This is a genomic window from Oecophyllibacter saccharovorans (assembly GCF_006542375.1).
GTDB classification, from domain to species: domain Bacteria; phylum Pseudomonadota; class Alphaproteobacteria; order Acetobacterales; family Acetobacteraceae; genus Oecophyllibacter; species Oecophyllibacter saccharovorans.
Map to the genome: position 1 here is coordinate 163,740 of NZ_CP038143.1, position 25,968 is coordinate 189,707.

General features: G+C 59.5%; 18 protein-coding genes and 1 riboswitch. Of the genes, 5 read left to right on the forward strand and 13 right to left on the reverse strand.

The genetic code is table 11. The features are described from left to right. Positions 1-260: 260 nt before the first annotated feature. Entirely contained in the window at positions 261-1,805 is a 1,545-nt protein-coding gene (locus E3E11_RS00705; RefSeq protein WP_141450724.1) for an NAD(P)H-hydrate dehydratase, read from the reverse strand. 341 nt (positions 1,806-2,146) lie between these two features. On the opposite strand from E3E11_RS00705, the gene E3E11_RS00710 reads away from it, so the two are divergent. The 3 genes from E3E11_RS00710 (at position 2,147) to E3E11_RS00720 (ending at position 6,529) form a co-directional block, all read left to right on the forward strand. Then, positions 2,147-2,593 carry a hypothetical protein gene (locus tag E3E11_RS00710; protein WP_141450725.1) on the forward strand — a complete coding sequence of 149 codons (447 nt, stop codon included), beginning with the start codon at positions 2,147-2,149 and terminating at the stop codon, positions 2,591-2,593. A 1,090-nt stretch (positions 2,594-3,683) separates the two neighbouring features. Beyond that, positions 3,684-5,210, forward strand: coding sequence for a DEAD/DEAH box helicase (locus tag E3E11_RS00715; RefSeq protein ID WP_331250969.1), 1,527 nt, complete (start codon positions 3,684-3,686; stop codon positions 5,208-5,210). 11 nt (positions 5,211-5,221) lie between these two features. Beyond that, a complete protein-coding gene (locus tag E3E11_RS00720; RefSeq protein ID WP_141450727.1) occupies positions 5,222-6,529 on the forward strand; it encodes a class I SAM-dependent RNA methyltransferase in 1,308 nt (435 codons plus the stop codon). Positions 6,530-6,555: 26 nt separating this feature from the next. On the opposite strand, the gene E3E11_RS00725 is transcribed toward E3E11_RS00720, so the two are convergent. The 8 genes from E3E11_RS00725 to E3E11_RS00760 all read right to left on the reverse strand — a co-directional run bounded on the left by E3E11_RS00725 (position 6,556) and on the right by E3E11_RS00760 (position 14,810). Then, complete coding sequence (locus E3E11_RS00725; protein ID WP_141450728.1) at positions 6,556-6,921, reverse strand: HesB/IscA family protein; 366 nt, start codon at positions 6,919-6,921, stop codon at positions 6,556-6,558. Between the two features lie 62 nt (positions 6,922-6,983). Further along, a complete protein-coding gene (locus tag E3E11_RS00730) occupies positions 6,984-7,406 on the reverse strand; it encodes an iron-sulfur cluster assembly protein (protein ID WP_407938696.1) in 423 nt (140 codons plus the stop codon). Between the two features lie 236 nt (positions 7,407-7,642). Beyond that, positions 7,643-8,878: an aminotransferase class V-fold PLP-dependent enzyme gene (locus E3E11_RS00735; RefSeq protein WP_141450729.1), complete on the reverse strand. Its 1,236-nt coding sequence runs from the start codon at positions 8,876-8,878 to the stop codon at positions 7,643-7,645. A 58-nt stretch (positions 8,879-8,936) separates the two neighbouring features. Beyond that, the gene (gene sufD, locus E3E11_RS00740; RefSeq protein WP_141450730.1) at positions 8,937-10,226 is read right to left on the reverse strand and encodes a Fe-S cluster assembly protein SufD; all 1,290 of its coding nucleotides are present in this window, start codon (positions 10,224-10,226) and stop codon (positions 8,937-8,939) included. Then, positions 10,223-11,005 (reverse strand): Fe-S cluster assembly ATPase SufC, encoded by a 783-nt coding sequence (gene sufC, locus E3E11_RS00745; RefSeq protein WP_141450731.1) that lies wholly within the window; start codon positions 11,003-11,005, stop codon positions 10,223-10,225. Before sufC ends, sufD begins: the two co-directional genes overlap by 4 nt. Before the next feature lie 6 nt (positions 11,006-11,011). Then, entirely contained in the window at positions 11,012-12,505 is a 1,494-nt protein-coding gene (gene sufB / locus E3E11_RS00750) for a Fe-S cluster assembly protein SufB (RefSeq protein ID WP_141450732.1), read from the reverse strand. 97 nt (positions 12,506-12,602) lie between these two features. Continuing rightward, entirely contained in the window at positions 12,603-13,124 is a 522-nt protein-coding gene (locus E3E11_RS00755) for an SUF system Fe-S cluster assembly regulator (RefSeq protein WP_141450733.1), read from the reverse strand. A gap of 318 nt (positions 13,125-13,442) precedes the next feature. Further along, complete coding sequence (locus E3E11_RS00760) at positions 13,443-14,810, reverse strand: DUF445 domain-containing protein (RefSeq protein WP_231118935.1); 1,368 nt, start codon at positions 14,808-14,810, stop codon at positions 13,443-13,445. 234 nt (positions 14,811-15,044) lie between these two features. Between E3E11_RS00760 and E3E11_RS00765 the strand changes: the two genes are divergently transcribed. Continuing rightward, positions 15,045-17,870, forward strand: a complete 2,826-nt coding sequence (locus tag E3E11_RS00765; protein WP_195804969.1) for a phosphoenolpyruvate carboxylase — start codon at positions 15,045-15,047, stop codon at positions 17,868-17,870. A 150-nt stretch (positions 17,871-18,020) separates the two neighbouring features. Further along, the gene (locus tag E3E11_RS00770; protein WP_141450735.1) at positions 18,021-19,664 is read left to right on the forward strand and encodes a S10 family peptidase; all 1,644 of its coding nucleotides are present in this window, start codon (positions 18,021-18,023) and stop codon (positions 19,662-19,664) included. A gap of 37 nt (positions 19,665-19,701) precedes the next feature. On the opposite strand, the gene E3E11_RS00775 is transcribed toward E3E11_RS00770, so the two are convergent. The 4 genes from E3E11_RS00775 to E3E11_RS00790 all read right to left on the reverse strand — a co-directional run bounded on the left by E3E11_RS00775 (position 19,702) and on the right by E3E11_RS00790 (position 25,942). After that, positions 19,702-21,051 carry a voltage-gated chloride channel family protein gene (locus E3E11_RS00775; RefSeq protein ID WP_141450736.1) on the reverse strand — a complete coding sequence of 450 codons (1,350 nt, stop codon included), beginning with the start codon at positions 21,049-21,051 and terminating at the stop codon, positions 19,702-19,704. A 41-nt stretch (positions 21,052-21,092) separates the two neighbouring features. Beyond that, positions 21,093-21,208, reverse strand: a riboswitch (Fluoride riboswitch). Positions 21,209-21,409: 201 nt separating this feature from the next. Then, positions 21,410-23,500, reverse strand: coding sequence for an elongation factor G (gene fusA / locus E3E11_RS00780; protein ID WP_141450737.1), 2,091 nt, complete (start codon positions 23,498-23,500; stop codon positions 21,410-21,412). Between the two features lie 224 nt (positions 23,501-23,724). Beyond that, positions 23,725-24,033, reverse strand: coding sequence for a 50S ribosomal protein L28 (gene rpmB / locus E3E11_RS00785; protein WP_141450738.1), 309 nt, complete (start codon positions 24,031-24,033; stop codon positions 23,725-23,727). A 109-nt stretch (positions 24,034-24,142) separates the two neighbouring features. Then, positions 24,143-25,942 carry an ABCB family ABC transporter ATP-binding protein/permease gene (locus tag E3E11_RS00790; RefSeq protein ID WP_141450739.1) on the reverse strand — a complete coding sequence of 600 codons (1,800 nt, stop codon included), beginning with the start codon at positions 25,940-25,942 and terminating at the stop codon, positions 24,143-24,145. Between the last annotated feature and the right edge of the window lie 26 nt (positions 25,943-25,968).

Here is a 25,968-nt window from a genome sequence, read left to right on the forward strand (position 1 = left end):
AGTCTTATTTAGTATCTTTGTCTTTCTTAGCTTCCGTTCAGCCTAGCGTCCTTCATCTCCCTCCCAATCCACATCTTCTATCTCCCGACAGACGGGGCAGACAGGAAGAAATGTGGGGAGGCATCTGCAAAACGCTCACACCCCTGGCAAGTTTAACCTCGACCCGGGGGTCGGACAACCAGAGAGATGAAAACGACTGGAACGGATTTCAACCCCCTGGCCGGCTTTCCTATTCCCGGCTTTCCCATTCAAGGCCCGGCTTATCCTGGATCGTCCGTCCCCTTTTCCGCTGTTCCCCGGGCGTGGCCCAGCTGGGCAACGAGATCTTCGGCGATCGGCCAGCCCCCTTCAGACCAGGCAGCACGCCGGCCCGCCTCCCCGTGCAGCCAGACGGCCGCACAAGCCGCTTCCCAGGGGGGTAGACCTGCCGCCAGACAGGTGCCGACTGTACCGCTCAGCACATCACCTGACCCCGCTGTCGCCAGAGCCGGCGTAGCATGCACATTGAGTGCCACCCTGCCGTCAGGGGCGGCAATGACCGTCGTGTAGCCTTTAAGCACCACCACACTTCCTATCAGGGAAGCAGCCTTGCGGGCACTCTCGACCCGGTCAGGCCCGACCGGGCCGAAAACCCGGGCGAATTCTCCGTCATGGGGCGTGAGAACAGCCGCCCCCCGCAGTTTCTGAGGATCCTCCCGGGCCCAGTCGAGTGTGCCCGCATCCGCCACCACGCAGCATTGGGCCTCGAGCAGAACCGGAAAGAGTGTACCGGCTTCCTGAGGCAGCAATCCGGGCCCGCAGACCCAGTATTTCCGGTGCGGTTGTGTCAACAGCTCGGCAAGCGGCGCGGTATCGACAATGATGCCTGGCGGGCCATTCCTGAACACCCCAACGTGCGCCGGATCACTGGCTATCCGCGCCATACCGCAGCCGCTGCGACGCGCGCCTTCAGTGGCCAGAAGAGCCGCCCCCGGCATGACCGTACCGCCACAGACATTCACCACGCCGCGCGTATATTTGTTATCCAGGGGATGCTGCCGGGGCAGGCGCCACAATCCAGGTTCATTACGCCAGCAACGAACTGGAAAACCCGTTGTAATCCGAGCAGGCATCCCGATTTCAGCCGCACGCGTAAAACCGCATTTTTCCGCCCCCGGCAGCAGAAAATGCCCCGGACGCCGGCGCACAAATGCAACCGTGCGCTCGCAACGGGCCACCTCGCCCATCAGTTGCCCTGTATCACCATTGACGCCGGTAGGCAGATCCAGGGCAACAATCCGGTCAGCAGCTGCAAAAAATGCCGCGATTTCCGGCGAAACCGGTCTGGAAAGACCTGCCCCGAAAACGGCATCCACCACCAGCTCCGCTTCAGCCGCTGCCTGGGGCGAAAAAGGCACTACCGCTCCCTTCCAACGGGCCGCCATGGCCCGGGCCAGCGGGGTTTGGGGCGGCAGAGCCGGGGTAATTTCCACACGCCATCCCTGCGCTCTTAGAATCCGCGCCAGAACATAGCCGTCACCGCCATTGTTTCCGGGTCCGCAGGCAACCAGCACGCGGCAGGGCGCATAATGACGCATGATCTCATGGGCTCCTGCCGAACCGGCATGCTGCATGAGCTCTTCAGGAAGGGCAGAAGAAAGACGTTCCGCCTGCGCATCCATCACACGGCTATCTGCAACACTCAGCAGCGCCAGAGGGGACAGGCACTGCCCTTCCGGTCGGCCAGCCTCTCCGTTGCCTGCTGCCAGGGGCTGCGTTGGCCGGCTTTCCCCCGCTTTGGGGGCTTTTTGTTGCCCAAGAGACATAGCTCCAACCCTTTCTTGGTCCGGGATACTGGCTTCTGAATGCCGGAAGGTTCCGGAACTTGGAATAATCAGAGAAATAATCAGGGAAAGACGCGCCAGAAACCCTTGACCCTCTTAGACAAAGAGACGCTTGACCAAAAACGGTGTGCACCAATTTCTGCTTTTGGATTTCCTCTGTTAAATTCCCTCTTCGTAATCATTGCAAGGAAAAGGGCCAGGATAATCCAGCTCAGGACCTAAGGACACTTTACTTCTGGTCTGCATGCCTACTAGCCAGCTTTTCCAGCACTTTTCCCATATCCGCCCCCAACTCAAAAAGACCTCAAAAAGACGGAGACAACATGTTCAACACCCTTCTCTGGACTGCCGTGCTCACGGTGCATCTGGTCTGCGTTGCCTACTGGTACGGTGGCGCGGTCTACTGCCTCCAGATTCCCCGTCTCACCCGGGCCCTGGATACCGCAGCGGCCTTTTCTGTGCGGACACAGGCTTGCGGGCGGTATCTGCGTGGTTTGTGGCATGTCATTCCGCTGGCCATTCTCAGCGGTTGCGCCCTGATCTGGCGTATGCTGCCCCAGATTCCCTGGCCTTATCATGTCATGGGCCTGCTGGGCGTCCTCATGGCAGGCGTCTTTGGTCTGATGGTCTTCGGGCCCTACAGGCGTATCCTCCGTGCCGTGCGGCCACAGCCTGAAATGTTCGCGAAACTTCAGAAGCTCCTGTGGCTCACTGTCTTGCTGGGCTCGCTTGCCATGGCCGCGGGGGCTGCCGGCACAATTGGCCTCTAAGGGCCACTTCTCCGGCCTGCACCTGTCTATTGAGACCTTGCCATGGGGACAGGAAAACGATAACGGAAAAAGCCTCAAGACCCGCGGCAATCCACTTCAGGTCCGTCCGGGTTAGTCTGGTGGTTTTCCTTCCTGCCATGCCCGCATTTCATCGGTGCTGCGTGCTTCCTGAAAACGGTGTCTGCAGCCAGCAATCCATCCCGGTGGGGCCGGGCAGGAATGTCTTCAGCGCCCAAGTTGGTCAGCAAGTCCTTCCGCCTCCGCCCTCCAGCCCCTCAGCAGTGCAACCGCGCCCGAACCAGTGAATACCAAGCAAGGAATACAGGGAGACGCCAACTTGTCAGATACGCCTGAAACTATTTCCACCCCTCCGTCGGCCTACACGACCGCGCTTGCGGAAGGTGAGCAACTCGCTCCGAAGAAGGGAAGCCGTCGTCCGTCGCGCCGCAAAGCCGCTGCTGGCGAAGAAGGACAGGCAGGGGAGGAAAAGGCTGACAAGACTGCAAGACAGGGTGCCCCCCGCGCCCGCCCGAAAGCGACCAGAACCCGCAAAACGCCGGTAAAAACTCCTGAGAATAAAGCTGTCTCTTCCAGCACGACGGAGGAAGCGGAACAGCCAGCCACCCCTTCCCAGCGCCGGCGCAAAACAGCCTCAAAGCAAGATCAGCCCCTGAAATCCGCATCTGACGAAGGGCGCTTGGAAGAGCAGGGAGAAAAAGCCGACAGGGCTTCCGCTGCCCGCAAAGCGGAGCCAGCCACCGGCAAACGCACGCGCACCAGGAGGGCCGGCACGAAACCTGCTGAACCCAGAACTGGAAAAGACAGCGGGACTTCCCAAGCCCATCCTGCCAGCGAACTAGCAGAAACGTCCCCTACCAGCAGCACGGTTTCAGCAGGTCATACAGCAGAAGATGCGCCCCTCCAGCCGCGGCCGCGTTTTTCCCTACGCAAGCAGATGAAGAAAGCTTCTCCCGGACCGTCCGCGCCCCCGGCTCCCGGGACTTCTGAGAAAACACTTCCGGATGAAAAGCCCGGACCGGCTTTCAGCTCCCTGGGATTGTCTGCCCCTCTGCTGAAGGCCGTGGAGGAGATGGGTTATACAACACCGACGCCCATTCAGGCACAGGCCATTCCGGAAGTGCTGGCAGGGCGCGACGTTCTGGGCGTTGCGCAGACGGGAACCGGCAAAACGGCCTCCTTCACGCTTCCCATGCTGGAAAAGCTGTCTCATGGACGGGCACGGGCACGGATGCCACGCGCGCTCATTCTGGAGCCAACGCGTGAACTGGCGTTACAGGTAGCAGAAAATTTCGAAAAATACGGCAAGCACCTCAATCTCAGCCATGCCTTGCTGATCGGCGGAAGCAGCATGAATGAACAGCGCGAGCTGCTCAATCGCGGGGTGGACGTCCTCATTGCCACGCCCGGACGACTGCTGGACCTCTTTGAACGTGGCGGCCTGCTGCTGATGCAGACCGACATGCTGGTGATTGACGAAGCCGACCGCATGCTGGATATGGGCTTCATTCCAGACATCGAGAAAATTGTCCGTCTGCTGCCGCCCAGACATCAGACCCTCTTCTTTTCTGCCACCATGGCCCCGGAAATCCGCAAGCTTGCAGATGCTTTCCTGTCCGCACCGCAGGAAATCGAAGTGGCTCGCCCTTCATCCGTGGCAACAACCATTACCGAGCAGGTCTACTGTGTTGCGCGGCGCGACAAAACACGCGCCTTGCGCAAGCTGCTCAGTGCCCCTGAAGTTCAGAATGCCATCGTGTTCTGCAATCGCAAACGCGATGTGGATACGCTGCAGGCTGACCTTTCACGCAAGGGGCTGAGCGTCGGTCATCTTCACGGCGATCTGAGCCAGCCACTGCGTTTTTCCACCCTTGAGAAATTCCGCAATGGCGAGCTCAAGATCCTTGTCTGCTCCGATGTCGCAGCACGTGGCATTGATATCGGCGGATTGTCGCACGTCATGAATTACGACCTGCCCTTCAATGCGGAGGATTACGTGCACCGCATTGGCCGTACAGGCCGTGCCGGCAAGGAAGGGCATGCCTTCACGCTCATGACCCCTGAAGATCGCCCTCTTCTTGAAGCCGTCGAGACCCTGACAGGCAAAGCCATTGAGCAAGCGCAGCTGCCGGGAATTCCCTCCGCCTTTTCCGAAGTGGAAGAGGAAGTGGTGATTCCGGCCAATACGCCGGCTCAGCCTGAAAAGAGGTCGAAGCCTGCTAAAGCCACTGGGCGCACAGGACGTCGTCAGGAAGAGCGTCCTTCCCCGGAAGCAGCGCCTCGACATCCTTCTGGCCCCTCTGACAGAACCGAGCCAGCCACGCCACAGGGAACTGCCACTGCTGAGGAAACGTATAAGGAGCTTCCGGAAAGGACGCAGGAGAACCTTTCCGCACCGTCCTCTGAACACGCTCAGGAAACCCTCCATCAGCGCGTCTGGACGGAGAGCCCGGCCGAAAACACCCTTCCCCTTCTGAAAAACGGTTTTCTGCCTCCGGTTCCGGAGAAAGATGCGGATCTGCCGGGGTTCGGCATGGAAGAACCTGACTTCATGCGGATCGTCTATGTTCCCGCAGCGCATGGTTTCATCGAAGAGTGAAGCCTTCCGCGATGGTCACCTCTCCTCCCTCTCCTGCGCATCAGAAAGTGACGATCCGCGATATCGGTCGGGAAGGAGATGGGATTGGCCAGCTTGAAAACGGCCAGGTTGTTTTCGTTCCCGGCACCCTGCCGGGCGAAGAGGTGAAACTGCGCCTGAACGACCAGGAAACCGAACTTCTGGAACGTTTGAACGATTCCCCCGTTCGCGTGGAAGCAGGCTGCAGCCTGGCTGGAATCTGCGGTGGCTGCGTCCTGCAACACATGCAGGACAGCGCCCTGCTGGACTGGAAAGTGGCACGCGTTGAAAAAGCGCTTGGCCAGGCAGGCTTTCAGGAACTTCCGCCACCCCAGCGCTTCCAGGCCGCTCCCCACACGCGGCGGCGCATGGATTTTGCCCTGCAGCGCGTCGAAGGCGGGATCACGCTGGGACTGCATGCGCGCAAAGGCGCCCCGGTTGACATGACGGCGTGTCTTCTCCTCCATCCCAGACTGGCCGCTCTCCTCCCACCCCTGCGTGAGGTGCTGGGGTCACTCGGGGCCCTGACAGGGCGCGGTGGACTGAATGTCAATCTGCTTGACAGCGGTCCCGATCTCACCCTGGAAACCCCCGCCCCGCTTTCCAGCAGTGATCAGGCCAAGCTGGCCGCTTTCGCCAAAGAATGGGACATTCCTCGCATTTCCTGGCGTGCAGGGCCCGGCAAGCCCCTGGAAACGGTGGCGCAGTGGCAACCGGTTCATCATCAGTTCAGCCAGACGAAAGTCTCTCCTCCTGCCGGGGCTTTCATGCAGGCAACGCAGGAAATGGAAGCCATGATTGCGGCTGCCGTAATCGCCGGATTGCCAGCTCTGAACCGCAAGGACCGGATTTTCGAGCTTTACGCTGGCTGTGGCACGCTCACCTTTCCCCTGGCCCAACATGGCCATGTCCAGGCTTATGAGGGGCATGCAGGTGCAATAGCGGCTCTCCAGGCAGCCACACATGGCACACGCGTTACAGGTTTCAGCCGTGATCTCAATCGCCAGCCCCTGCTGCCACAGGACCTGAAAGCAGCGCGCGTCGTGGTGCTGGATCCGCCTCATGCCGGGGCAGGAGCGCAGATTGCCCCGCTCGTCCGTTCCGAGGTCAGGGATGTGGTTTACGTCAGCTGCAATCCCCAGGCGTTGGAAACCGATCTTGCCTCTCTCGCTCAGGCAGGCTTTGAAGTCCTTGCCTGGACGGTCATCGACCAGTTCCTGTGGTCAGCGGAAGTTGAATCGGTCATCGTGCTGTCACGCGACCCCAAGAGAATCAGGAAAGCCCGCAAAGCTGCAGCTTGATTTCAGGCACCCAAGCGCCTCAGAACTCAGACGTGAAAGCTTTCTCCGCACCCGCAACGCCCTTTTTCATTCGGGTTCGTAAAGGTGAAACCGGATTCGAGCTCCTTCGTCTCGTAATCCATTTCCGTTCCGATGAGAAAGAGCGTTGCCTTGGCGTCCACCAGCAACGTCAGGTCTCCCTGTTCCACCCGTTCATCTCCGGGCTGCGGGCTCTCAACAAAGGCCATTTCATAGGAATGCCCTGAGCAGCCACGCGTTCCTACGCTGATGCGCAGAAGTTTCCCACGCTCAGCCCCTTCATAAAGCTGGCGCAGGCGCTTCTGGGCGCGTTCGGTCAATGTCATCAAGGGCGGCAGGGCACGCGCCGTTCTCTTGGCAGTGTTTCCGCTCATCGGGGATTTCCTTCGTCAACGTTGTTGCCCGCTTCCCAGTCGGCAGCGCAAGGGGGGATTTTTCAGAACATGTTGAGCGCCAGGCGCGCCGTGTCGCTCATCCGGCTCATCTCCCATGGCGGCTCCCACACCACCTTGACGACAGCCTTACTGACACTCGGCACGTTCAGCACGGCATGCCGGATCATCTGGGGCAGTTCCTGAGCACTCGGACAATTCGGCGCTGTCAGAGACATCTCGATCTCCACCAGGCCGTCATCATGCAGATCGATAGCATAGATTAGACCAAGTTCATAAACATTGACCGGTATCTCTGGGTCGTAAACTGTGGAAATTGCTTCGACGACTTCTTCAAGCGTCGGTGCCCCTGGGGCCTGTACTATTTCTGCAGCCTCTTTATCCTGGGACCTTTTCTCGGCCACTTCGCTATCTTCCTGGCCGGACACATTCCCAACCTGATCCTCCAATAAGTTATCTTCCGAAATATTGAATGCTTCTGAAAGAGGAGGCACCAGATCCTCATACGCCTCGTTCTCTCCACTCTTTGCCAATGAGTCAGAGGTTGAAATCTGAGCGTGCTCCAGCTCTTTCGGAACCGCTGTTTCTTTCGGGGTGGAAATGCTCATGCCGCCCTCCTGCTGGCGCTCTTCTGCTGCCGGGAAATCTTTCATAATCTGTCTGCCTGTAACAGCCGGGCCTTCGGGCAGGTCCGAATCCCCGCTCATGTCAGCAGGCTGCGGGCACGCTCCAGTCCCGCTGCAAGGGCATCGATCTCCTGTGGGGTCGTATAGGCGCCAAAACTCGCCCGGGCCGTTGCCTGCACCCCCAATCGGTGCATCAGGGGTTCAGCGCAATGCTGACCGGCACGGATGGCGATCCCCTGCTGATCGAGCAGCACTGCAAGATCATGCGGGTGCGTCCCTTCAAGCGTGAAGGACAACACCCCGCCACGTTCCGCCGGGCTTCCCAGAATGCTGAGACCCTTGATGTCACCCAGCACCTGCTCAGCATGACCCAGCAGAGCCTGTTCATGACCTTGCAGATAGGCAGGGCCCATCTCTTCCATGAAGCGGATGGCAGCTCCCAGGCCGATCACTTCCAGAATGGGCGGTGTGCCTGCTTCAAAGCGGTGGGGCGCATCCGCCCAGGTTGCCCGTTCAAACGAAACGGATCGGATCATTTCCCCGCCGCCCATAAAGGGTGGCAGTTCCTGCAGAAGCTCATGGCGGCCCCAGAGCACGCCCACCCCCGTGGGTCCATAGATCTTATGGCCGGTAAAAACGTAAAAATCCGCTTCAAGCGCCTGCACATCCACCTTGCGATGAACGAGGGCCTGTGAGCCGTCAAACAGGATCCTGGCCCCATGAGCGTGGGCAAGCCGGGCCAGCTTCCTGGCGGGCGTGATGGTGCCCAGAACGTTCGACATGTGTGTCAGCGATACCAGCGCCACTTTTCCGTCAGCCAGCAAGCGCTCATAGGCTTCCAGATCAAGATCCCCTTGCGCGTTCATCGGCACGACACGCAGCTCGATGCCCAGCCTCTCGCGCAGCATCAGCCAGGGCACGATATTGGCGTGATGCTCCAGCTCCGAAATCAGCACAGCCTGCCCCGGCCTGAGCTGGCTGCCCAGAGTATGAGCGATGAGATTAATGGCAGCCGTACTGTTTGAGGTGAACACCACCCCACGTGCATCCGGCGCATTGATAAAACGCGCCACATCATGGCGCACAGCTTCATAAGACTGCGTTGTACGCTCACTCATGCTGTGCAGCCCGCGGTGGATATTGGCGTAGCATTCGCGGGCGGCTTCACTGAGCGTGTTGATAACGCAATCCGGCTTCTGGGCGGAAGCGGCACTGTCGAGAAAAACCAGGGGTTTGCCGTTGACTTTCTGACTCAAAATCGGGAACTGAGCACGCACTTTCTCAGTCCTGCGTTCCAGCTCGGGCCCTGTCATGGGTGCTGGCACTTCAGAAACTCGATGAGAGTCTGGCTGGCTGGAGATGGTCATTTAATCAGCCCTCCTCTTCCAACCGGCATGCCGGCGCGCCGGCTCCAGGCAGGGAAGCTCGCAGGCACCGCGTCAGGTAAGCACGCAATTCTGTCTCTTTCACCAAAGCCAGGCTTTCCTCCAGGAAGGCCTCCACCAGCATGGCGCGCGCCTGGGGTTCGGCAATGCCACGTGCGCGCAGAAAAAAGAGCTGATCCTCGTCAAGCGCTCCGACCGTCGCACCGTGGCTGCATTTGACGTCGTCAGCAAAGATACGGAGCTCAGGCTTACTGTTGATCTGGGCTTCTTCCGAAAGCAGCAGCGCCTGGTTCAACTGCTCGCCATCCGTCTTCTGAGCTGCGCGTTCCACCAGAATCTGCCCCTGAAACACGCCAATCCCTTTTTCGTCCAGAACGCTGCGCACTGTCTGGCGTGAAGTACAGTCCGGTGCCTGGTGGCGGATACGGGAGGTCAGATCGTTAAGCCTGTCTCCGCCCACCACCTGCAGGGCATTGACCTGGGTATGCGCATGCGCACCCGCCAGCACCCCCCTGACCTCATGCCGCCCAAGCTCGCTGCCCTGATTGAGGGTGAAACCATCGTAAACGGCTCCTTCTTCAACCACACTGCCAAGCAGGGCCAGATGCACGGCTTGCGGGCTTTCATTCTGCTGTTTGACGTGCAGGCACCGTGCCCCTGCGCTGCAGGTCACGCGCGTCACGGGATTGGCCAGGTAATGACCGACCCCTGTCGCAATTTCCAGCACCTGCAGCGCCGCGTCCTTCTCCAGGAGGAATTCATGGCGCAGATGCGTCGACATGTCAGCGCCGTCATGCAGGCTGACCATGATTATCAGTCCCGCATCCTGATTTTCTGGCACCTGCAGACGCAGCCCTTCCTGACACAGCGCGGCATTCAGCTGCTCGGAAAAACAGTTCTGCATATCAACCGGCAGAGAAGAATCAGACCGAGAGGATGTGGAAGACAGTCGTCTGACGCCTTGTGGCAGCCAGGTCAGCTCCGGCACCTCGAAGCCATTGCCGAACACGATCAAACCCTGGGCTTCAGGCAGTTCAAGACGGTCCAGAAAGGCACGCGCCTTCTGCAGCGCCATGGGGCACGGCTCTTTCCAGGCTGTTCTGCCCAGCATCTGCAGGGAGGTGTAATGCCAGGCCTCATCCTTGCGGGTTGGGAAATGTGCGCCTGGCAGCAGGGCGCCGTCATGCGCCCGCTCGGAAAAGGAAAGCCACCCCGCGCTGGTGGCTGCCTGGCTGGCTGTTTCCTGCGAGACCGGAAGAGTGGCCTTTTCGCTCATGCAGCCTGCTCCAGATATTTGCGGTATCCGTTCTTTTCCAGCTCGTGCGCAACCTCCAGACCACCACTGTGGATAATACGGCCTTTCGCCATGACATGAATGCGATCGGGAACAATATAATCCAGCAGGCGCTGATGATGGGTGATGACCAGAGCCGAAAAATCCGGATTGCGAAGGGAATTCACCCCTTCAGCCACAATCCGCAACGCATCAATGTCGAGCCCGCTGTCGGTTTCATCGAGAATGGCGAAAGAAGGCTGCAGCAGACGCATCTGCAGAACTTCGTTGCGTTTCTTCTCCCCGCCTGAAAAGCCGACATTCACGGCGCGCTTGAGCATTTCTTCAGGAATGGAAAGCTGTTTCATCTCCGCCCGGACGAGCTTGAGAAAACTGACCGCATCCAGCTCCGGCTCGCCGCGCGCACGCCTTACCGCATTGAGCGATGTTCTCAGGAAATTGGCGTTGTTGACCCCGGGCAGCTCGACCGGCCCCTGAAAAGCCAGGAACAGGCCCAGCGCCACCCGTTCTTCAGGGGACAGGGCCAGCAGGTCCTGATCCTTGAAAGTCACCTGTCCCCCGGTGACTTCATAATCCTTGCGGCCTGCCAGCGTGTAGGACAGCGTGGACTTGCCCGAGCCGTTGGGGCCCATGATGGCATGCACCTCTCCCTTGGGCACGACCAGGTCAACGCCCTTGAGAATGTCCTTGGGCACCCCGTCAGGCGTGCCGTCAGCATCAACGCGCGCTTTCAGTCCCTGAATGTCGAGAAATCCGCTCATGTCCTGTTACCCCACACTTCCCTCAAGGCTGACCTGCAGCAGCTTCTGTGCCTCCACAGCAAACTCCATCGGCAGTTCCTGCAGCACTTCCCGGCAGAAACCATTGACGATCAGACCGATCGCCTCTTCTTCTGAAAATCCGCGCGCCTGACAGTAAAAAAGCTGATCATCGGAAATTTTCGATGTGGTCGCTTCATGCTCTATCCGCGCTGTCATGTTGCGGCTTTCAATATACGGCACCGTATGGGCACCACACTGATCGCCGATCAGCAGGCTGTCACATTGCGTGAAATTACGCCCGTTCCGGGCACGGGGCTGCATGCGGACCAGACCGCGATAGGTGCTGTCGGATCTGCCGGCCGAAATGGTTTTGGCAATGATGGTCGATCGCGTGTCCGGCGCCAGATGGATCATTTTGGTGCCTGTATCGGCCTGCTGGCGCCGGTTGGTGACAGCCACGGAATAGAACTCTCCCACCGAGCCCGCACCGGCCAGGATACAGGAGGGATATTTCCAGGTGATGGCTGAACCTGTTTCCACCTGGGTCCAGGAAATCCGGGCCCGTTCCCCTTTGCAGATGCCCCGTTTGGTAACGAAGTTGTAGATTCCGCCTTTGCCTTCCTCATCACCTGGATACCAGTTCTGCACGGTCGAATATTTGATCGTGGCATCCTTCATCGCGATCAGTTCGACAACAGCGGCATGAAGCTGGTTTTCATCGCGTTGCGGGGCAGTGCATCCCTCGAGATAGGAAACGTAGGAACCTTCTTCAGCAATGATCAGGGTGCGCTCGAACTGACCGGTATTGCGGGCATTGATGCGGAAATACGTGGAAAGCTCCATCGGGCAACGCACCCCCTTGGGCACGTAGACAAAAGAGCCATCCGTGAACACAGCCGAATTCAGGGCTGAAAAGTAATTATCTCCGACCGGCACCACACTGCCGAGATACTTCCTGACCAGTTCCGGGTATTTCTGAATGGCTTCAGAGATCGGGCAGAAGATCACTCCGGCCTCGGCCAGCGTTTTCTTGAAGGTGGTCGCCACCGAAACACTGTCGAAAACCGCGTCCACAGCTACCGGCATCCGTTCGTCCCGGTTTTCACCTGCCCCTTCAACCCCCGCCAGGATTTCCCGCTCATGCAGGGGAATACCGAGCTTTTCGTAGGTCCTCAGCAGTTCCGGATCAACTTCATCAAGGGATTTGGGACCAGGCTTCTTCTTGGGTTGCGCGAAGTAATGCAGATCCTGATAATCTATCGGCGGATAATGCAGATCCGCCCAATGCGGCTCTTTTTTGGCCTTCCATGTCTCGAAAGCCTTAAGGCGCCAGTCGAGCATCCATTGCGGCTCTCCCTTGCGGGTTGAGATCAGACGGACGATCTCCTCATTCAGCCCCTTGGGGGCTAGCTCCATCTCGATATCTGTCTCAAAGCCCCACTCGTAATTCGAGTTGGCGAGCTTTTCGACCGTTTCACGGGTTTCCGACCCTGCGGGCATCTGCTTTCCTTCTCCTACAATCCCGTTCAGCGCCCGTATCCAAGCCGGCTTCAAATTGATTTGACCATTGCCCTGAAGAATGCCAGGCCAACCGGCCTCATGAGCGGCTTATGTCCTCTGCCTCAACTGTTTCCCGGCCTGTCGAACGCCGGACACCTGCCTGCCCCACTGGCAGATCAGTCAGCATACTGGCCGAAGGGCAGATCCCTCCTGGCGACTGCGGCTTACCGGCGCCCATATCGGCCAGGGTCATGCTTTCCAGCACGGTCCGCAACGCCTGGTTGACCTTGTCCCACTGACCGGACAGGCCGCATTTCGCGCCATGGGCACATTCATAACCATCACAACAGGCTGTAATGGAGATCGGCCCGTCGATGGCCGTGATCACACGCGCAATGGAGATCTGCTCAAGCGGTTCGCCCAACCGGTAACCGCCACGCGCGCCCCGGAAGGAAACCACCAGCCCGTTGGCAGCCAGCGCCTTGAGGAGCTTGGCGACAGTCGGCTCAGGCATGCCGGTTTCCTGGGCGAGAGCCACGGCCGTTGTCAGTTCACCGAGCTTGCCAAGACGCACCAGCAGTACTGCGGCATAATCGGCAAGCTTGGAAAGTCTCAACATAGAGGGGTTCCTGAATTCATCACGTGGTTTTCAAGCCCGGCTTTCAAGAATCATGGCAAAAATCATAATTGACCTGTCCATCATATTCCTACAGGACAGGTCCATTCAAGACCTGATAAGTCCTTATTTGTCCTGATGACCCATTCACGCCTGCCGGGTCAAGCTTTATTCCGGCCGGGACCGATCTGTGAAGATCAGTTTCCGCAGCCGCGGCTCTGGCAGACGGGGCCTGAAAGAAGAAAAGTTCCAACAAGCCGAAGAACACCGGACATTGCAGGCAGTTTACTCCTTCTAGGCGCCGGGCGCCACCGGCACTTCTCAGCTGCGCAACAGCCCGCCGAGCAGCCCTTCAAGCGCTGCGCCGATCAGAAAACCGACAACCGTGCCGTTGACCCGGATATAAGCGAGGTCCCGGCCCAGACCGGCTTCCAGCCGGCGCGACAGGCCTTCGCCATCCCACCCCTGAACGACCCGCGGAATCAGCACGGCTATCTCTTTACGGATTCCGGGCATAAGCCGCAGAATGCCCTGAACAAGGGTCTGATTGATCTTCCGGGCCAGAGGACCCTGCTGCTCCAGCGCACTGATAAACTGCTGCAGCAGGATGTCACAGGCCTGCGCACACCAGCCATCAGTGCGCGCGCTGTCTTCCAGAGCCATGGTACGCAATCTCTGCCACAGCCCCCCACCCCACTCACGCAGGCTGTCATGGCTCAGAAAACGCCCCAGATCCTGCATCAGTTCGCGTGAACGGTCAGGCTCATCGGCCAGCAGGTTGATCTTGTCGCGCACCCATCCCGTAAAGCCGTGACGCAGTTCCGAATCCATGGGATCAACCCGGTCCAGCTCCATCTTGAGGGCGCCCAGCACCTGATTGGCCACCGTTCCGCCCAGCGCCCAGCCCACAAAGCGCCCGCCCTGTTCACGCACACGGGCTGCCACGAAGTCCCGTACGTCGCCCTCGCGGGTCAGAACGAGTTCCTTGAACTGGGCCAGAAAGAAGGAGAACACTTCCTGGTGCACATCCTCATCCACCATGGCACGCATACCGCGCATGAGCAGCGGATTGAGGTCCACCCCCGCAAGCAGCTGAGGGAAAATCTCCTTGAAGGCTGCAGCACTGCGGCCGTCCTCTAGACGTTCGCACAGGCCGGGAATGACGCTGCGCAAAGCGGTACTCACGCTGGCAAAAGTTTCTGGCCGTGCCAGGGCCTGCGCGATCATCCGGGAAAAATCACGTCCCTGCAGCAGACGTCCGACATCCTCATCTGTAAAAAAATGCCGCACGATAAAATTACCGAGCGCTTCACCCAGCTCTGCCTTACGGCGCGGTAGAATGGCCGTATGTGGGATGGGCAGTCCCAGCGGATGCCGGAACAGAGCTGTGACGGCAAACCAGTCAGCCAGCCCTCCCACCACGCCAGCCTGAGTGCCGCTGCGCAGCATGTCGAGCCAGAGCGGATTACCGTACAGGCGCTGCCACAAAGGCAGACTCGCTCCCACCGCCAACCCTCCCATGGCAGCCAGAAGCAGGGTCGCCATTTTCCCGGGCGCGATCTTCCGCGCAACCGTTTCCACGGAGCCCCCGTTCACAGCTTGCGTCTTCCCGGCACCGGTCTTTTCCCCGGCCTGAAAGCTCTCCTGCCTGCCAGCTTCTTCACCCGCTCCTGTGTCCAGCATGTTCATGCAGATCTTCTAGCATTTTCTGCACTGAAACGACATCTGCAGCCCCCTCTTTCCAGGCCTGAAGTGCACGATTCCCTTCCCGGCAACACAGTTGTGGCTTATCCCGCTAAAGAGTACTGATAAAGTACTGAATGCGGTTGCGTCGATGGAGGGAACATGGGACATTTCCCCGCCCACGATTGCCCCCTTATTCCTGGAAATGGTTCTTCGGAACAGAAGCGAGCCTTGACACCCATGACCCACCGTGCGTCTTCCCGTGCGACCTCTTCCCTGCCTTCTCTGACCGCTCTGACCCAACAGCTGGTCACCGACCCGGCCCATTCCCATACGACCCTGTCAGAGCTCATCACCAGTCTGGCAGCGCATGGCGAAAGCGGGAAAGGCATGGAGGAGCTGGAAAATCTCGTACGGGAACTGCGGGACCGCAACTTCGAAGGCCGCGCCCAGGCCCTGCGCCGCTATGTTGACCTGGATGGCACGCCTCCTGCGCAACGGCTCAAGGACGTCGCAGCGCAGCTTGTGGAGCAGGCAGACGAGCCACAAGCACTGAATCAGGCCCGTATTGCCGCCGTTTTCACTGCGCATCCCACCTTTGCGCTGGCAGACGACGTCTATGCCCTTCTGGGCCGCAAAGCAGCTGATCCGCAAACCGTCATTCCCCAGCTTCCTACCCATCGTCGTCCCGGCCCGCCTACCCTCCCCGAGGAGCTGGGCCTGGCCTTGCAGGCCATAACACGGGGGCGCGATGCGCTGGACGTTCTCAACCGGGAAATCCTGCTCGCCGGCCACAAACGCTGGCCTGAAGCGACGCTGACGCCTGCGCCTGTGCTCCTGGCCAGTTGGGTAGGGTTTGATACGGACGGTCGTAACGACATCGGCTGGTGGGATACGATCCGCATTCGCCTGGAACTGAAATGCGCTCAGCTTGAGCGCCTGGCCGACCAGCTCGAAGCCTGCGGTGTGACAGACAGTGCGCTGGGCCAGCGGGTTCTGACCGCGCTTGAAGCCTCCCGCCAGCAACATGCGGCCTGTCCGCGTTCTTCCGCCGGCAGTCAGGTTGATCCCGAGGCGATTGCCGGATTTGCCCGCCAGCTGATCGCGCTGGAAAAAACGGCTCTTCTGGACGCGCGTGAACTGGCCCCGCTCTTCACGCAGACCCGCCAGGCGCTTTCCGAGGAACGCAAGTTGCAGCTTGATACCGCACGGGCCGGATTCATGGCCCATGGGCTGGGTCTGTCCCACATGCATACGCGCCTCAATGCTGCACAGATCTACAACGTGGCGCGGACCCGGCTGGGTCTGACGGATGATCCGACCCTACCTTCACAGCGGCGCGTTCTGCTCAGCCGCATTGACGAGGCCATGACTGACCTTAAGCCTGTACCGGTCGATTTCGGCGGTCTTCTGGTCGAGCCCAGTGCAGCAGCGCGTCTGATGATGACCATGGCGCAAATTCTCAAGCACATTGATGCCGGCTCCCCGATCCGTTTCCTGATTGCCGAGACCGAGAGCGGCTACACCCTGCTGGCCACCCTCTGGCTTGCCCGGCTGTTCGGCATTCAGGACCACCAGATCGACATCTCCCCTCTCTTTGAGACCGAGAGTGCGCTTGAAAACGGCGAGACCATTCTCGAGGAAGCCTTTCGCTCCCGACACTGGCGTGATTACCTGCAGGCCAATGGCAAGCTCTCCCTGCAGTTCGGCTACTCCGATTCCGGACGCTACGTAGGCCAGCTGGCAGCCGGCACTCTCGTCGAGCGCCTGCGCCTGCGTGCCCTGGCCCTGCTTCGGGAACACGGGATGGAAGACGTCTCGCTGCTCATGTTCGACACGCATGGCGAAAGCATCGGGCGCGGCGCCCATCCCTTCAGCCTGCGCGAACGGCTGGGCTATTTCTCACCTCCCCACACCCGCAGCGCGCTCAGAAAAGCCGGTATTCCCTGCCGCATCGAAAGCGCCTTTCAGGGGGGTGACGGTTACACACTTTTCGGCAATGAAGCCCTGGCGCAGGCCACCATCGCCACCCTGGCGGAATTCGCCTGTGATTTCTCCAGTGATGAAGACGACATTTCCAAAACCATGGCCCTGGAGAGCAAGGTCCTGCCGGCGTCAGAAGACCCGCTCTATGAACGACCGGACTTTGCTGTGGATTTCTTCTCCACGATCGCTCTCAAGATGGGGGATCTTATCGATGATCCGGGCTATACCGCTCTGCTGAGTGCTTTCGGCCCGGCCCTGATCGATAAGACCGGCTCACGTCCTTCCGCACGACAGTCCGACACGGCGACCGTGACCCGCATCACTCATCCGGGCCAGATCCGCGCTATCCCCAACAATGCCATCCTGCAGCAGCTCGGCTGGTGGGCCAATGTCGTCCACGGCATGGGGGAAGCGGCCCAGCGCCACCCTGAAAGCTTTGCACAGCTGCGTGCCAATTCGCAGCGCTTCCGCCAGCAGATGGACTTCGCCCGCCAGGCCCTCGCTCATTCCGATCTCGACGTTCTGCGCAGCACCGTGCAGCATCTCGACCCCGGCACCTGGCTCGACCGGGCAGCCAACTGCGAGAACGAGGAACAGCGCGCGCATTACCTGGCCATCGCTCAGGGGCTGGAGGACCTGAAATTCTGGCAGCACTTGCCCGCCATGTTCCGCAGCATTCAGCGCGATCATATCGCCCTGCGCAGTGCCTGGCCGGAGGCGCCACGCATGGCGGCGGAAGAGAAACTGCTGCATGCGGTCCGATTTGCGCTGATGGAACGGATCTGGCGCCTTTCCACCCGCATTCCCTATTTCGGCCCGCGCGGTACCATCACGCGCGAAGCGATTGCCACGCTCGTTCTCTGCCTCGACATTCCCCGCGCCCTCAGCCTCCTGGAAGATCTTTTTCCCATCACTGCCCCCAGTATCGTCGATCTCGACTTCGGCGAACCGGGCGGTGCTGCCATGGCCCAGGGATTTGTACGCGAGCATGAGGAAATCTTCCGCCCCCTACAGCGTGCTTTCGATCTGTTGCGCGAAGTCGGCGTTGCAGTGATGCACGCAAATCATTCCTTCGGCTGACAGTTCCCTGCTGGCTACCCTGCTCAGCGCAATCGTCATAACATTACGGAACCAAAATATTCCTTCTCCCCTGAACTCATTCAGGGCACAAGGGAGAAGCGACCCGCTTTCTGAGCACTGCTCATCATCTGTCTGCCCTTAGGAGTTCCGATGCGTCCCCTGTCTCGCCTTCTCTTCTCCAGTGCCCTCACTCTTTGCGCTGTTCCGGCTTTTGCAATGCCGGTAGCCAACAACTCAGGCGAAACAGCGCGTCCGCAACCGGATAGCGTAACAACCACCGGCACCCTGAAGGTCAACGGCAAGGCTATCGCCTATCATGCTGTTGCAGGAACCCTGTTGGTGCATGGGCGCAAATATGATGATTCCCGTGTCGTCCTGAAACAACGCGGGGATCTCAGCGCCACGAGCGGTCCACAACAGAACGCGCCCGGAAAAGCTTCAAAAGACGGCAAGGAAAACGGGCCAATCGCTTCCATGTTCTACACCGCTTATTTCCGTGACAACGCCAACACCAGAACACGCCCGCTTGTCTTTCTCTACAACGGCGGTCCCGGTTCTGCCTCTGTATGGCTGCAGATGGGCTCCTTCGGCCCATGGCGGGTTTCCACCCCGGGTGTGGAGCACCAGCCGCCGCCACCTTATGCACTCATAGCCAATCCCCAGTCCCTCCTGGACGTGGCTGACCTGGTCTTCATTGATGCACCCGGAACAGGGTATTCCCGCATCGGTGGCAAGAAAGCGGAAAAAGAGTTCTACGGCATTGACGGCGATGCGGCCGCCTTCACCCATTTCATCATGGCTTTTCTGGCCAAATATCACCGCTTTGAATCGCCCCGTTATCTGTTCGGCGAAAGTTACGGCACATTGCGCTCAGCCCTGGTGGCCAACGAGCTTGAACAGGAGGAAGGGATCGACCTCAACGGCGTGATCCTGCTCTCGCAGATTCTCAGCTACGACAACAATGCGGACACCCCGCAATTCAATCCCGGCAATGACGAGCCTTATGTGCTGTCACTTCCGACCTATGCAGCCACCGCCTGGTACCACCATCGCCTGCCCCAACACCCTGACCAGCTCGCCCCTTTCCTGCGGGAAGTGGAGCAGTTCGCCAGCACGGACTATCTGCTTGCGCTGCAGGAAGGAAGCCTGCTGCCGGAGGCGCGCAAACGTGCCATCGCCGAGCGCCTGCACCGCTATACAGGCCTTCCTGCCGCGTACCTGCTGCGCGCCAATCTGCGCGTCAATGGCGGCATGTTCACTCATCAGCTTGAAGCGGCTGAAGACACGACCACAGGCCGGCTGGATACCCGCTTTGCCGGCCCCAGTCTGGATCCGATGTCCAAGGAAGCGGAATATGACCCCCAGTCAAGTGCTCTAAGCTCCGCTTACCTGTCCAGCTTCAATGCCTACGTGCGCAATACCCTGCATTATGGAGGGGAAGTGCCTTACCGGGTCTTCGCACCAGGCGCCAATGAACACTGGGACACCCACCACTCCGTTCCCCTTCCCGGAGGGGAGGACGCCAGCATCACCCCCAATGTGATGCCTGATCTTGCGATGGCGATGAAAACCAATCCCACTCTCAAGATCATGCTCAACAGCGGCCTTTTCGATCTGGCCACGCCCTATTATCAGGCGCAGCATGAACTGCACCATCTGCCCATTCCTGACAGGCTGCAGGCCAATATCAGCACCTACCAGTATCCGACAGGTCACATGGTGTATGTGGATGCCAAATCCCTGCAGGCCCTCCATGACAACGTTGCCGCCTTTATTGCCGCCACTACGCACTGAACGGGCTTCTGGGGCCTCTTAAGAGGGCAGCACCTTCTCAAAGCCGGTCGATTTCCTGCAATCCCTGACGCAGGGTCCGCCCGGGCAGAAAGGAGGCCAGCCAGATTTTCGGCGTTTCGACACGTTGGGAAAGGTAAATACCGGTTGGCCCGGAAACGAGATAGGCGATGAAGCAGCCCGTTGCATAATAAACCAGATTGGCCCCCCCGAAGAGTTCGACCGCCATGATCGTACAGGCCAGGGGCGTATTGGCCGCACCGGCAAAAACGGCGACAAAGCCAATGCCGGCCAGCAGATCGACCGGCACCCCAAGCCAGGGCGCCAACGCATTCCCCAACCCGGACCCGATGAAGAAAAGCGGCGTCACTTCACCGCCCTTGAAGCCGGTCGTCAGGGCCACCAGCGTGAAGACCAGCTTCAGAAACCAGCTCCATGGATAATGCTGGGGGCCGAAAAAATCGACAATGGAAGCGCCGCCAGGATTAGGGGATATAACGCCGAGCCCCAGATAATCCGGCGAGCCGACCAACCAGACGAGCGCAATAGTGGCTGTGCCCCCCAGGGCCGGCCTCAGCCAGGGTACAGGGCACACCCTGCTTACCAATACCGTCCCGTGACGCAGCCCTTCTGAAAACGCCCAGCTTGCCAATCCAAAAGCAACGGAAGCCAGGGCAATCTTGGCCAGCAGCCAGAGATCTGCCTGGAAGAGGGCATTGCCGGCCAGCATGGCTGCGCCATAACCCATGTGATAGGCGGTATGATGAACATGCAGCCAGCTCTCCCACTGACGACAGGTCCAGTCGGCGAGGATGGATGCGAAAGCGCCCGGCAGGAGGGCTGTATAAGTCAGCCGTCCTAGGGTCAGCACTTCCAGACCGAATACTGCGCCTGCCACAGGTGTGCCGAACACCGCGCCGAAGCCAGCCGATATACCGGAAATCAGCATGATACGGGTCTGGCGATTATCGAGCCGGAACAGGCGCGCAAAGCCGCTGGCCAGACTGCCCCCCATCTGGATGGCCGTCCCTTCCCGCCCTACGGAAGCGCCGAACAGATGACTGACGACTGTAGCCAGAAATACCATGGGCGCCATACGCAGAGGCACACCGACCGTGGGAGATTCGATCTCTTCAAGAATGAGGTTGTTGCCGCTCGCGGCACGCCCGCCCCACCAGAAGTAGAGCAAGGCCATCGCCACCCCTGCCAGGGGCAGACCGTAAAGCAGCCAGGGATGGGCAAATCGCGTCAGCGTCGCCACTTTAAGCGCCCATAGAAACAGGGCACACACCGTCCCCACCACCAGTGCGAGCGGCGTCAGCAATATACCCCAGCGGATGAGCGATTTCAGGAAAGGCAGGGGATGGGGGGTAATAAGGGTTTTAAGCACGCAGATTCCTTCCAACGACCTGAGCGAATAGACGCACCGGAACAAAGGCAGGAATCATCAGCCATCACTCTCGTTTTCTTCCTCTCCACTGGGGAGATTAAAACGAAAGGGGCAGTTCAGCCCGAAGGCTCGGCGGAAATCCATCGCCGTCGGATAAATTATCTACTGCCGTGCCGCCGCAGGATCAAGAGCGATCTGCAAGGAACTGAAAATACCGTCGAACAGGCCCCAACAGAGGCGCTGCAATCCGACACTGACCGGCTTTCCCGAAAACCGCAGGAAGGGACGCGCGTTTCCTGCATGAAACGCGCGTCCCAAGTGCCCTTGCCTTCGGGCACGGTGCCCCGAGTCTGCCTGCTCAGGCCCGGCGTTCGGCCATGATCTCTTCAGCCACATTGCGCGGCACCGGCTCATAGTGATGGAACTGCATCGTGAACGAGGCACGTCCCTTGGTGGCTGAGCGCAGATGGGAAATGTAGCCGAACATCTCCTTCAGCGGCACCTGAGCCCGGATCAGAACCGTAGAGCCGGCTGTTTCCTGATTCTGGATGATGCCACGACGGCGGTTGAGGTCACCCACCACGTCACCGACGTGATCGTTCGGCGTGGTGATTTCAACATCCATGATCGGCTCGAGAATAACAGGGCCGGCCTGTTTCATACCCTCGCGGAAACAGGCCTTGGCAGCGATTTCAAAGGCCAGCGCCGAGGAGTCGACATCATGGTATTTGCCGTCCAGCAGCGTGAACTTGAAGTCCACGGTTTCGAAGCCGGCCAGCACGCCCGTGGTCGCCTGGTTACGGATGCCCTTCTCAACAGCCGGAATATATTCTTTCGGCACCGCGCCGCCGACAACGCTGTTTTCGAAGATGATCTCGTCCTTCTTTTCCGAAGGTTCGAACTTGATCTTCACCTCAGCGAACTGACCGGAACCACCCGACTGTTTCTTGTGGGTATAGGTCTCGATATGCGGCTTAGTAATGGTCTCACGATACGCCACCTGTGGTGCGCCGATATTGGCTTCCACCCCGTATTCACGACGCAGGCGGTCGACAATGATGTCGAGATGAAGCTCACCCATGCCGGAAAGAATGGTCTGACCGGTTTCCTGATCAGTGCGCAGCTGCAGGGAAGGATCTTCCGCAGTCAGCTTCTGCAGAGCCAGGGTCATTTTCTCAACCGCTTCCTTGGTCTTCGGCTCAACGGAGATGTCGATCACCGGCACCGGAAACTGCATGCGTTCCAGAACGACAGGATCGCTGGGATCAGCCAGGGTATCGCCTGTGCCTGTATCTTTCAGACCCACGAAAGCAGCGATATCGCCGGCATAAACCGTTTTGACTTCCTGGCGCTTGTCAGCATGCATCTGGAACATACGCCCGACGCGTTCCTTGATGCCCTTGGTGGTGTTCAGAACGGTGTCGCCCGTGCTGAGCTGGCCGCGATAGACACGCACGAAGGTCAGGGTGCCGTATTTGTCGGAAATGATCTTGAAAGCCAGACCGGCAAACTTGCCTTCCGGATCCACCGGCACGATCGGCAGGAAGCTCTCATCCACTTCCTCGTCTTCCGGCGGGGCAATGCGGATGCCTTCGACCTCGTCAGGGGCCGGCAGGTAGTCGATCACCGCATCGAGAAGCGGCTGGACACCCTTGTTCTTGAAGGCCGTGCCACACAGCACCGGACGGAACTCACCGGAAATGGTGCCCTTCTTGATGCAGCGCTTCAGCGTCTCTTTGCTGACGTCACCCTTCTCGAAATACTCTTCCATCGCTGCTTCATCAACGGCCAGAGCGGTATCAAGCAGCTCCTGGCGTGCTTCAGCAGCTTTTTCCTTCAGATCGTCAGGGATGTCCTCGTAGTGGAACTTAGCCCCGAGCTCACCGCCTTCCCAGACGATAGCGCGCATTTCGATCAGATCGACAACGCCGATGAAGTTTTCTTCAGCACCGATCGGCAGCTGCAGGGGCAGGGCCACGATGTCCAGCTTTTCCTTCAGCGTTCCGAAAGCATGCCAGAAGTCAGCGCCTGTACGGTCGAGCTTGTTGATGAAGATGATACGCGGAACGTTGTAGCGATCGGCCAGACGCCAGTTCGTTTCCGACTGGGGCTGAACACCGGCCACCCCTTCAATCACGAAGATCGCGCCATCGAGCACACGCAGCGAACGGTTGACCTCGATGTTGAAGTCGATATGGCCCGGCGTGTCGATGATGTTGATCCGGTTGCCTTCCCACTCGCATGTCACGGCAGCTGAGGTGATGGTGATGCCGCGTTCACGCTCCTGAGCCATGTAATCTGTCGTGGTATTGCCTTCATGCACTTCACCGATCCGGTGGGACATGCCGGTATAGTACAGAATGCGCTCGGTGGTGGTGGTCTTGCCGGCATCAATGTGGGCGGTAATGCCGATATTGCGGATTTTAGAAAGTTCTGCGTGCTCGGACACGTAATATCTCCAAAGGGGCGAAGTGCGGAAAACTCATGGCAGCTGCTGCGCTTAAAGACCTTAAAGACAAGGTGTTACCTGCAGTGCAACAGCAGAGCCGGAAGGGCTTATCAGTTTTCCGACCGTTTCTTTCAGACTGCCTGAGCCTGAAGGCCTGAAAATGAAAGAAAGGGGTTCCGGTCTCACCGGAACACCCTCCCCTGACCTGCCTGTTCTACAATCTCTCAGGCAGCCTGACGAGCTGCAGCCTTGCGTTCCTGCGCACGCAGGATACGACGCTTAATGATCAGGGCTTCCGGGGTCAGCTTGCGGTTGGGCGTGCCAAGCAGAAAGCTGTCCAGGCCGCCATTATGCTCAATGGTGCGCAGCCCCTGGGTCGATACACGCATGTGCACGCAAGCGCCCAGAATGTCGGACAGCAAGGTGGCATCCTGGAGATTGGGCAGAAAACGGCGACGGGACTTGTTGTTGGCGTGGCTGACGTTGTTGCCCGTCAACACCCCTTTGCCCGTGACTTGGCAACGGCGAGACATAGATCTTCCTCGGTGTTATGAGACGCGCGGCCTGTTCCGCCCTGCGCGTTACGTAAATAAGGCGGCCTTATCCCGCAGCTTGCACCTTTCGTCAAGCCCCGACGGTATTTTACCCTTCACCCGCCTGCTGAGCTGCCCACATCTCGGCATACACCCCTCCGCGTGCCAGCAGAGCCGCATGATCTCCCTCCTCGACAATGCGCCCCTGATCAAGGACAAGAATGCGGTGAGCGTCCTGCACGGTCGACAGGCGATGAGCAACCACCAGGGTCGTGCGCTGGCGCGACAGAGCCGCTAGTTCTTTCTGGATAGCCGCTTCCGTTCGCGTATCCAGCGCACTGCTGGCCTCGTCCAGCACCAGGAGAGAGGGATTGCGCAGGATGACCCGCGCGATGGCCACGCGCTGCCTCTCGCCACCCGACAGCTTCAGGCCGCGTTCTCCGACCATCGTCTCAAAACCCTGCGGGAGGCTGTCGATGAATGCGCCGATCTGCGCCCGATATGCCGCTTCCCGCACCTCTTCAGGCGTGGCACCGATACGCCCGTAAGCGATGTTGTCCCCGATTGAGGCATTGAACAGGGCACAGTCCTGCGGCACCACACCGATCAGGCGGCGCAGATCTTCCAGAGCGATATGAGGCAGGTCATAACCAGCCACGCTGACCCGCCCTTCCTGCGGGTCATAGGCACGTGTCAGCAGGCGCGCCAGTGTGGACTTGCCGGAACCCGTCCGTCCCACCACTGCAAGCGTCTCGCCGGGCGCGATGGTGAAACTGATGTCATGCAGGATGGGGCGCCCCGCCTCATAGCCGAAGGTCACATGCGAAAACACCACGCCCACGCCTCTGGTTTCAGGATTTGTCGCTTCCTTCGGCGGCTGCCCCAGGGAGGCCGGCAGATGGGCCGGTTCAGCCGGGCTGAGGATTTCAGGCTGGAGCGCCAGCAGTTCGAGATAATTCTCGATATCAACACGTGCATTGCGCCAGCCGGCCCCGACATAATTCAGCATTCCCACTGAGGCATAGATGCTGCGCAGGTAGGTGCCGATGAGCACGAACTGAGCCACGCCGATTCGTCCAGCCAGAATGTCCCACGCTGCCAGACCCAGCAGGGCAGTGGTGCTCAGGGCGATAAGCACATTGCGGCAGAGCTGCGAACCACTGACGAGGTATTGCAGCCTGATTTCAGCTTTCAGCAAGGCCTGCCGGCGTTTCTCATGCCCCTGCAGTTCATGGGAAGCATTGTCGAAGGCACGGACCGTTTCGGCATTAAGCAGACTGTCGACCAGATGATGGTGCACCTCGCCGCTCAGCCGGTTGCGCTCCCGGCGCGCATCCATCCGCCAGCGCGTGAAGAAATAGGAAACCCCGCCATACAGGGCGACAGTCAGCAAAAGCACCAGCAGGTAAAAGCCACTGAAAACCTTGAGGATGATCCCGAATGTCAGGACCAGCGTCAGAAGGTTGGGCAGTACGCTTGAGAGGGCCAGATCCAGGATAGTACCGACAGCTTCCGCCCCGCGATCCAGCACTCGGGTCAGCGCGCCGGTCTGGCGCCCCAGATGAAAACGCGCGCCCAGCCGGTGAATCTGCGCCAGCCCCAGCAGAGCCACACGTTTCTTGAACTGAGCCTTGACGGGACTGACCAGGATTTCACGTACGGGGCCGGTAATACCGCTGATCAGCCTGATCACGGCATATTGCGCCATCAGCGCCGTCAATGCGCCTACCAGAACCGGGGTGCCCGCAGCAGGCGCCAGCACAGCCACAAGACGGCTGAACAGCCAGGGCGTAGCCACGGAAGTACCGCTTTCCATGAAAAGAAGCCCGATGGCACAGCCCAGACGCAGTCCGACAGGCCAGAACGGAACCGGACGCAGGCGTTGCCAGAACGTTCGCAAGGGCAGCATTGGACCGGCCTCATAAGTGGCAGGAT

Excerpts from the sequence above, each read along its gene's own strand:
- rpmB (WP_141450738.1), bottom strand. The coding sequence starts at position 24,033 with ATGTCTCGCCGTTGCCAAGTCACGGGCAAAGGGGTGTTGACGGGCAAC.
- E3E11_RS00755 (WP_141450733.1), bottom strand. The coding sequence starts at position 13,124 with ATGTTGAGACTTTCCAAGCTTGCCGATTATGCCGCAGTACTGCTGGTG.
- E3E11_RS00735 (WP_141450729.1), bottom strand. The coding sequence starts at position 8,878 with ATGACAGGGCCCGAGCTGGAACGCAGGACTGAGAAAGTGCGTGCTCAG.
- E3E11_RS00710 (WP_141450725.1), top strand. The coding sequence starts at position 2,147 with ATGTTCAACACCCTTCTCTGGACTGCCGTGCTCACGGTGCATCTGGTC.
- E3E11_RS00720 (WP_141450727.1), top strand. The coding sequence starts at position 5,222 with ATGGTCACCTCTCCTCCCTCTCCTGCGCATCAGAAAGTGACGATCCGC.
- E3E11_RS00790 (WP_141450739.1), bottom strand. The coding sequence starts at position 25,942 with ATGCTGCCCTTGCGAACGTTCTGGCAACGCCTGCGTCCGGTTCCGTTC.
- sufC (WP_141450731.1), bottom strand. The coding sequence starts at position 11,005 with ATGAGCGGATTTCTCGACATTCAGGGACTGAAAGCGCGCGTTGATGCT.
- sufB (WP_141450732.1), bottom strand. The coding sequence starts at position 12,505 with ATGCCCGCAGGGTCGGAAACCCGTGAAACGGTCGAAAAGCTCGCCAAC.
- E3E11_RS00770 (WP_141450735.1), top strand. The coding sequence starts at position 18,021 with ATGCGTCCCCTGTCTCGCCTTCTCTTCTCCAGTGCCCTCACTCTTTGC.
- E3E11_RS00725 (WP_141450728.1), bottom strand. The coding sequence starts at position 6,921 with ATGAGCGGAAACACTGCCAAGAGAACGGCGCGTGCCCTGCCGCCCTTG.
- E3E11_RS00765 (WP_195804969.1), top strand. The coding sequence starts at position 15,045 with ATGACCCACCGTGCGTCTTCCCGTGCGACCTCTTCCCTGCCTTCTCTG.
- E3E11_RS00715 (WP_331250969.1), top strand. The coding sequence starts at position 3,684 with ATGGGTTATACAACACCGACGCCCATTCAGGCACAGGCCATTCCGGAA.
- sufD (WP_141450730.1), bottom strand. The coding sequence starts at position 10,226 with ATGAGCGAAAAGGCCACTCTTCCGGTCTCGCAGGAAACAGCCAGCCAG.
- E3E11_RS00760 (WP_231118935.1), bottom strand. The coding sequence starts at position 14,810 with ATGAACATGCTGGACACAGGAGCGGGTGAAGAAGCTGGCAGGCAGGAG.
- E3E11_RS00705 (WP_141450724.1), bottom strand. The coding sequence starts at position 1,805 with ATGTCTCTTGGGCAACAAAAAGCCCCCAAAGCGGGGGAAAGCCGGCCA.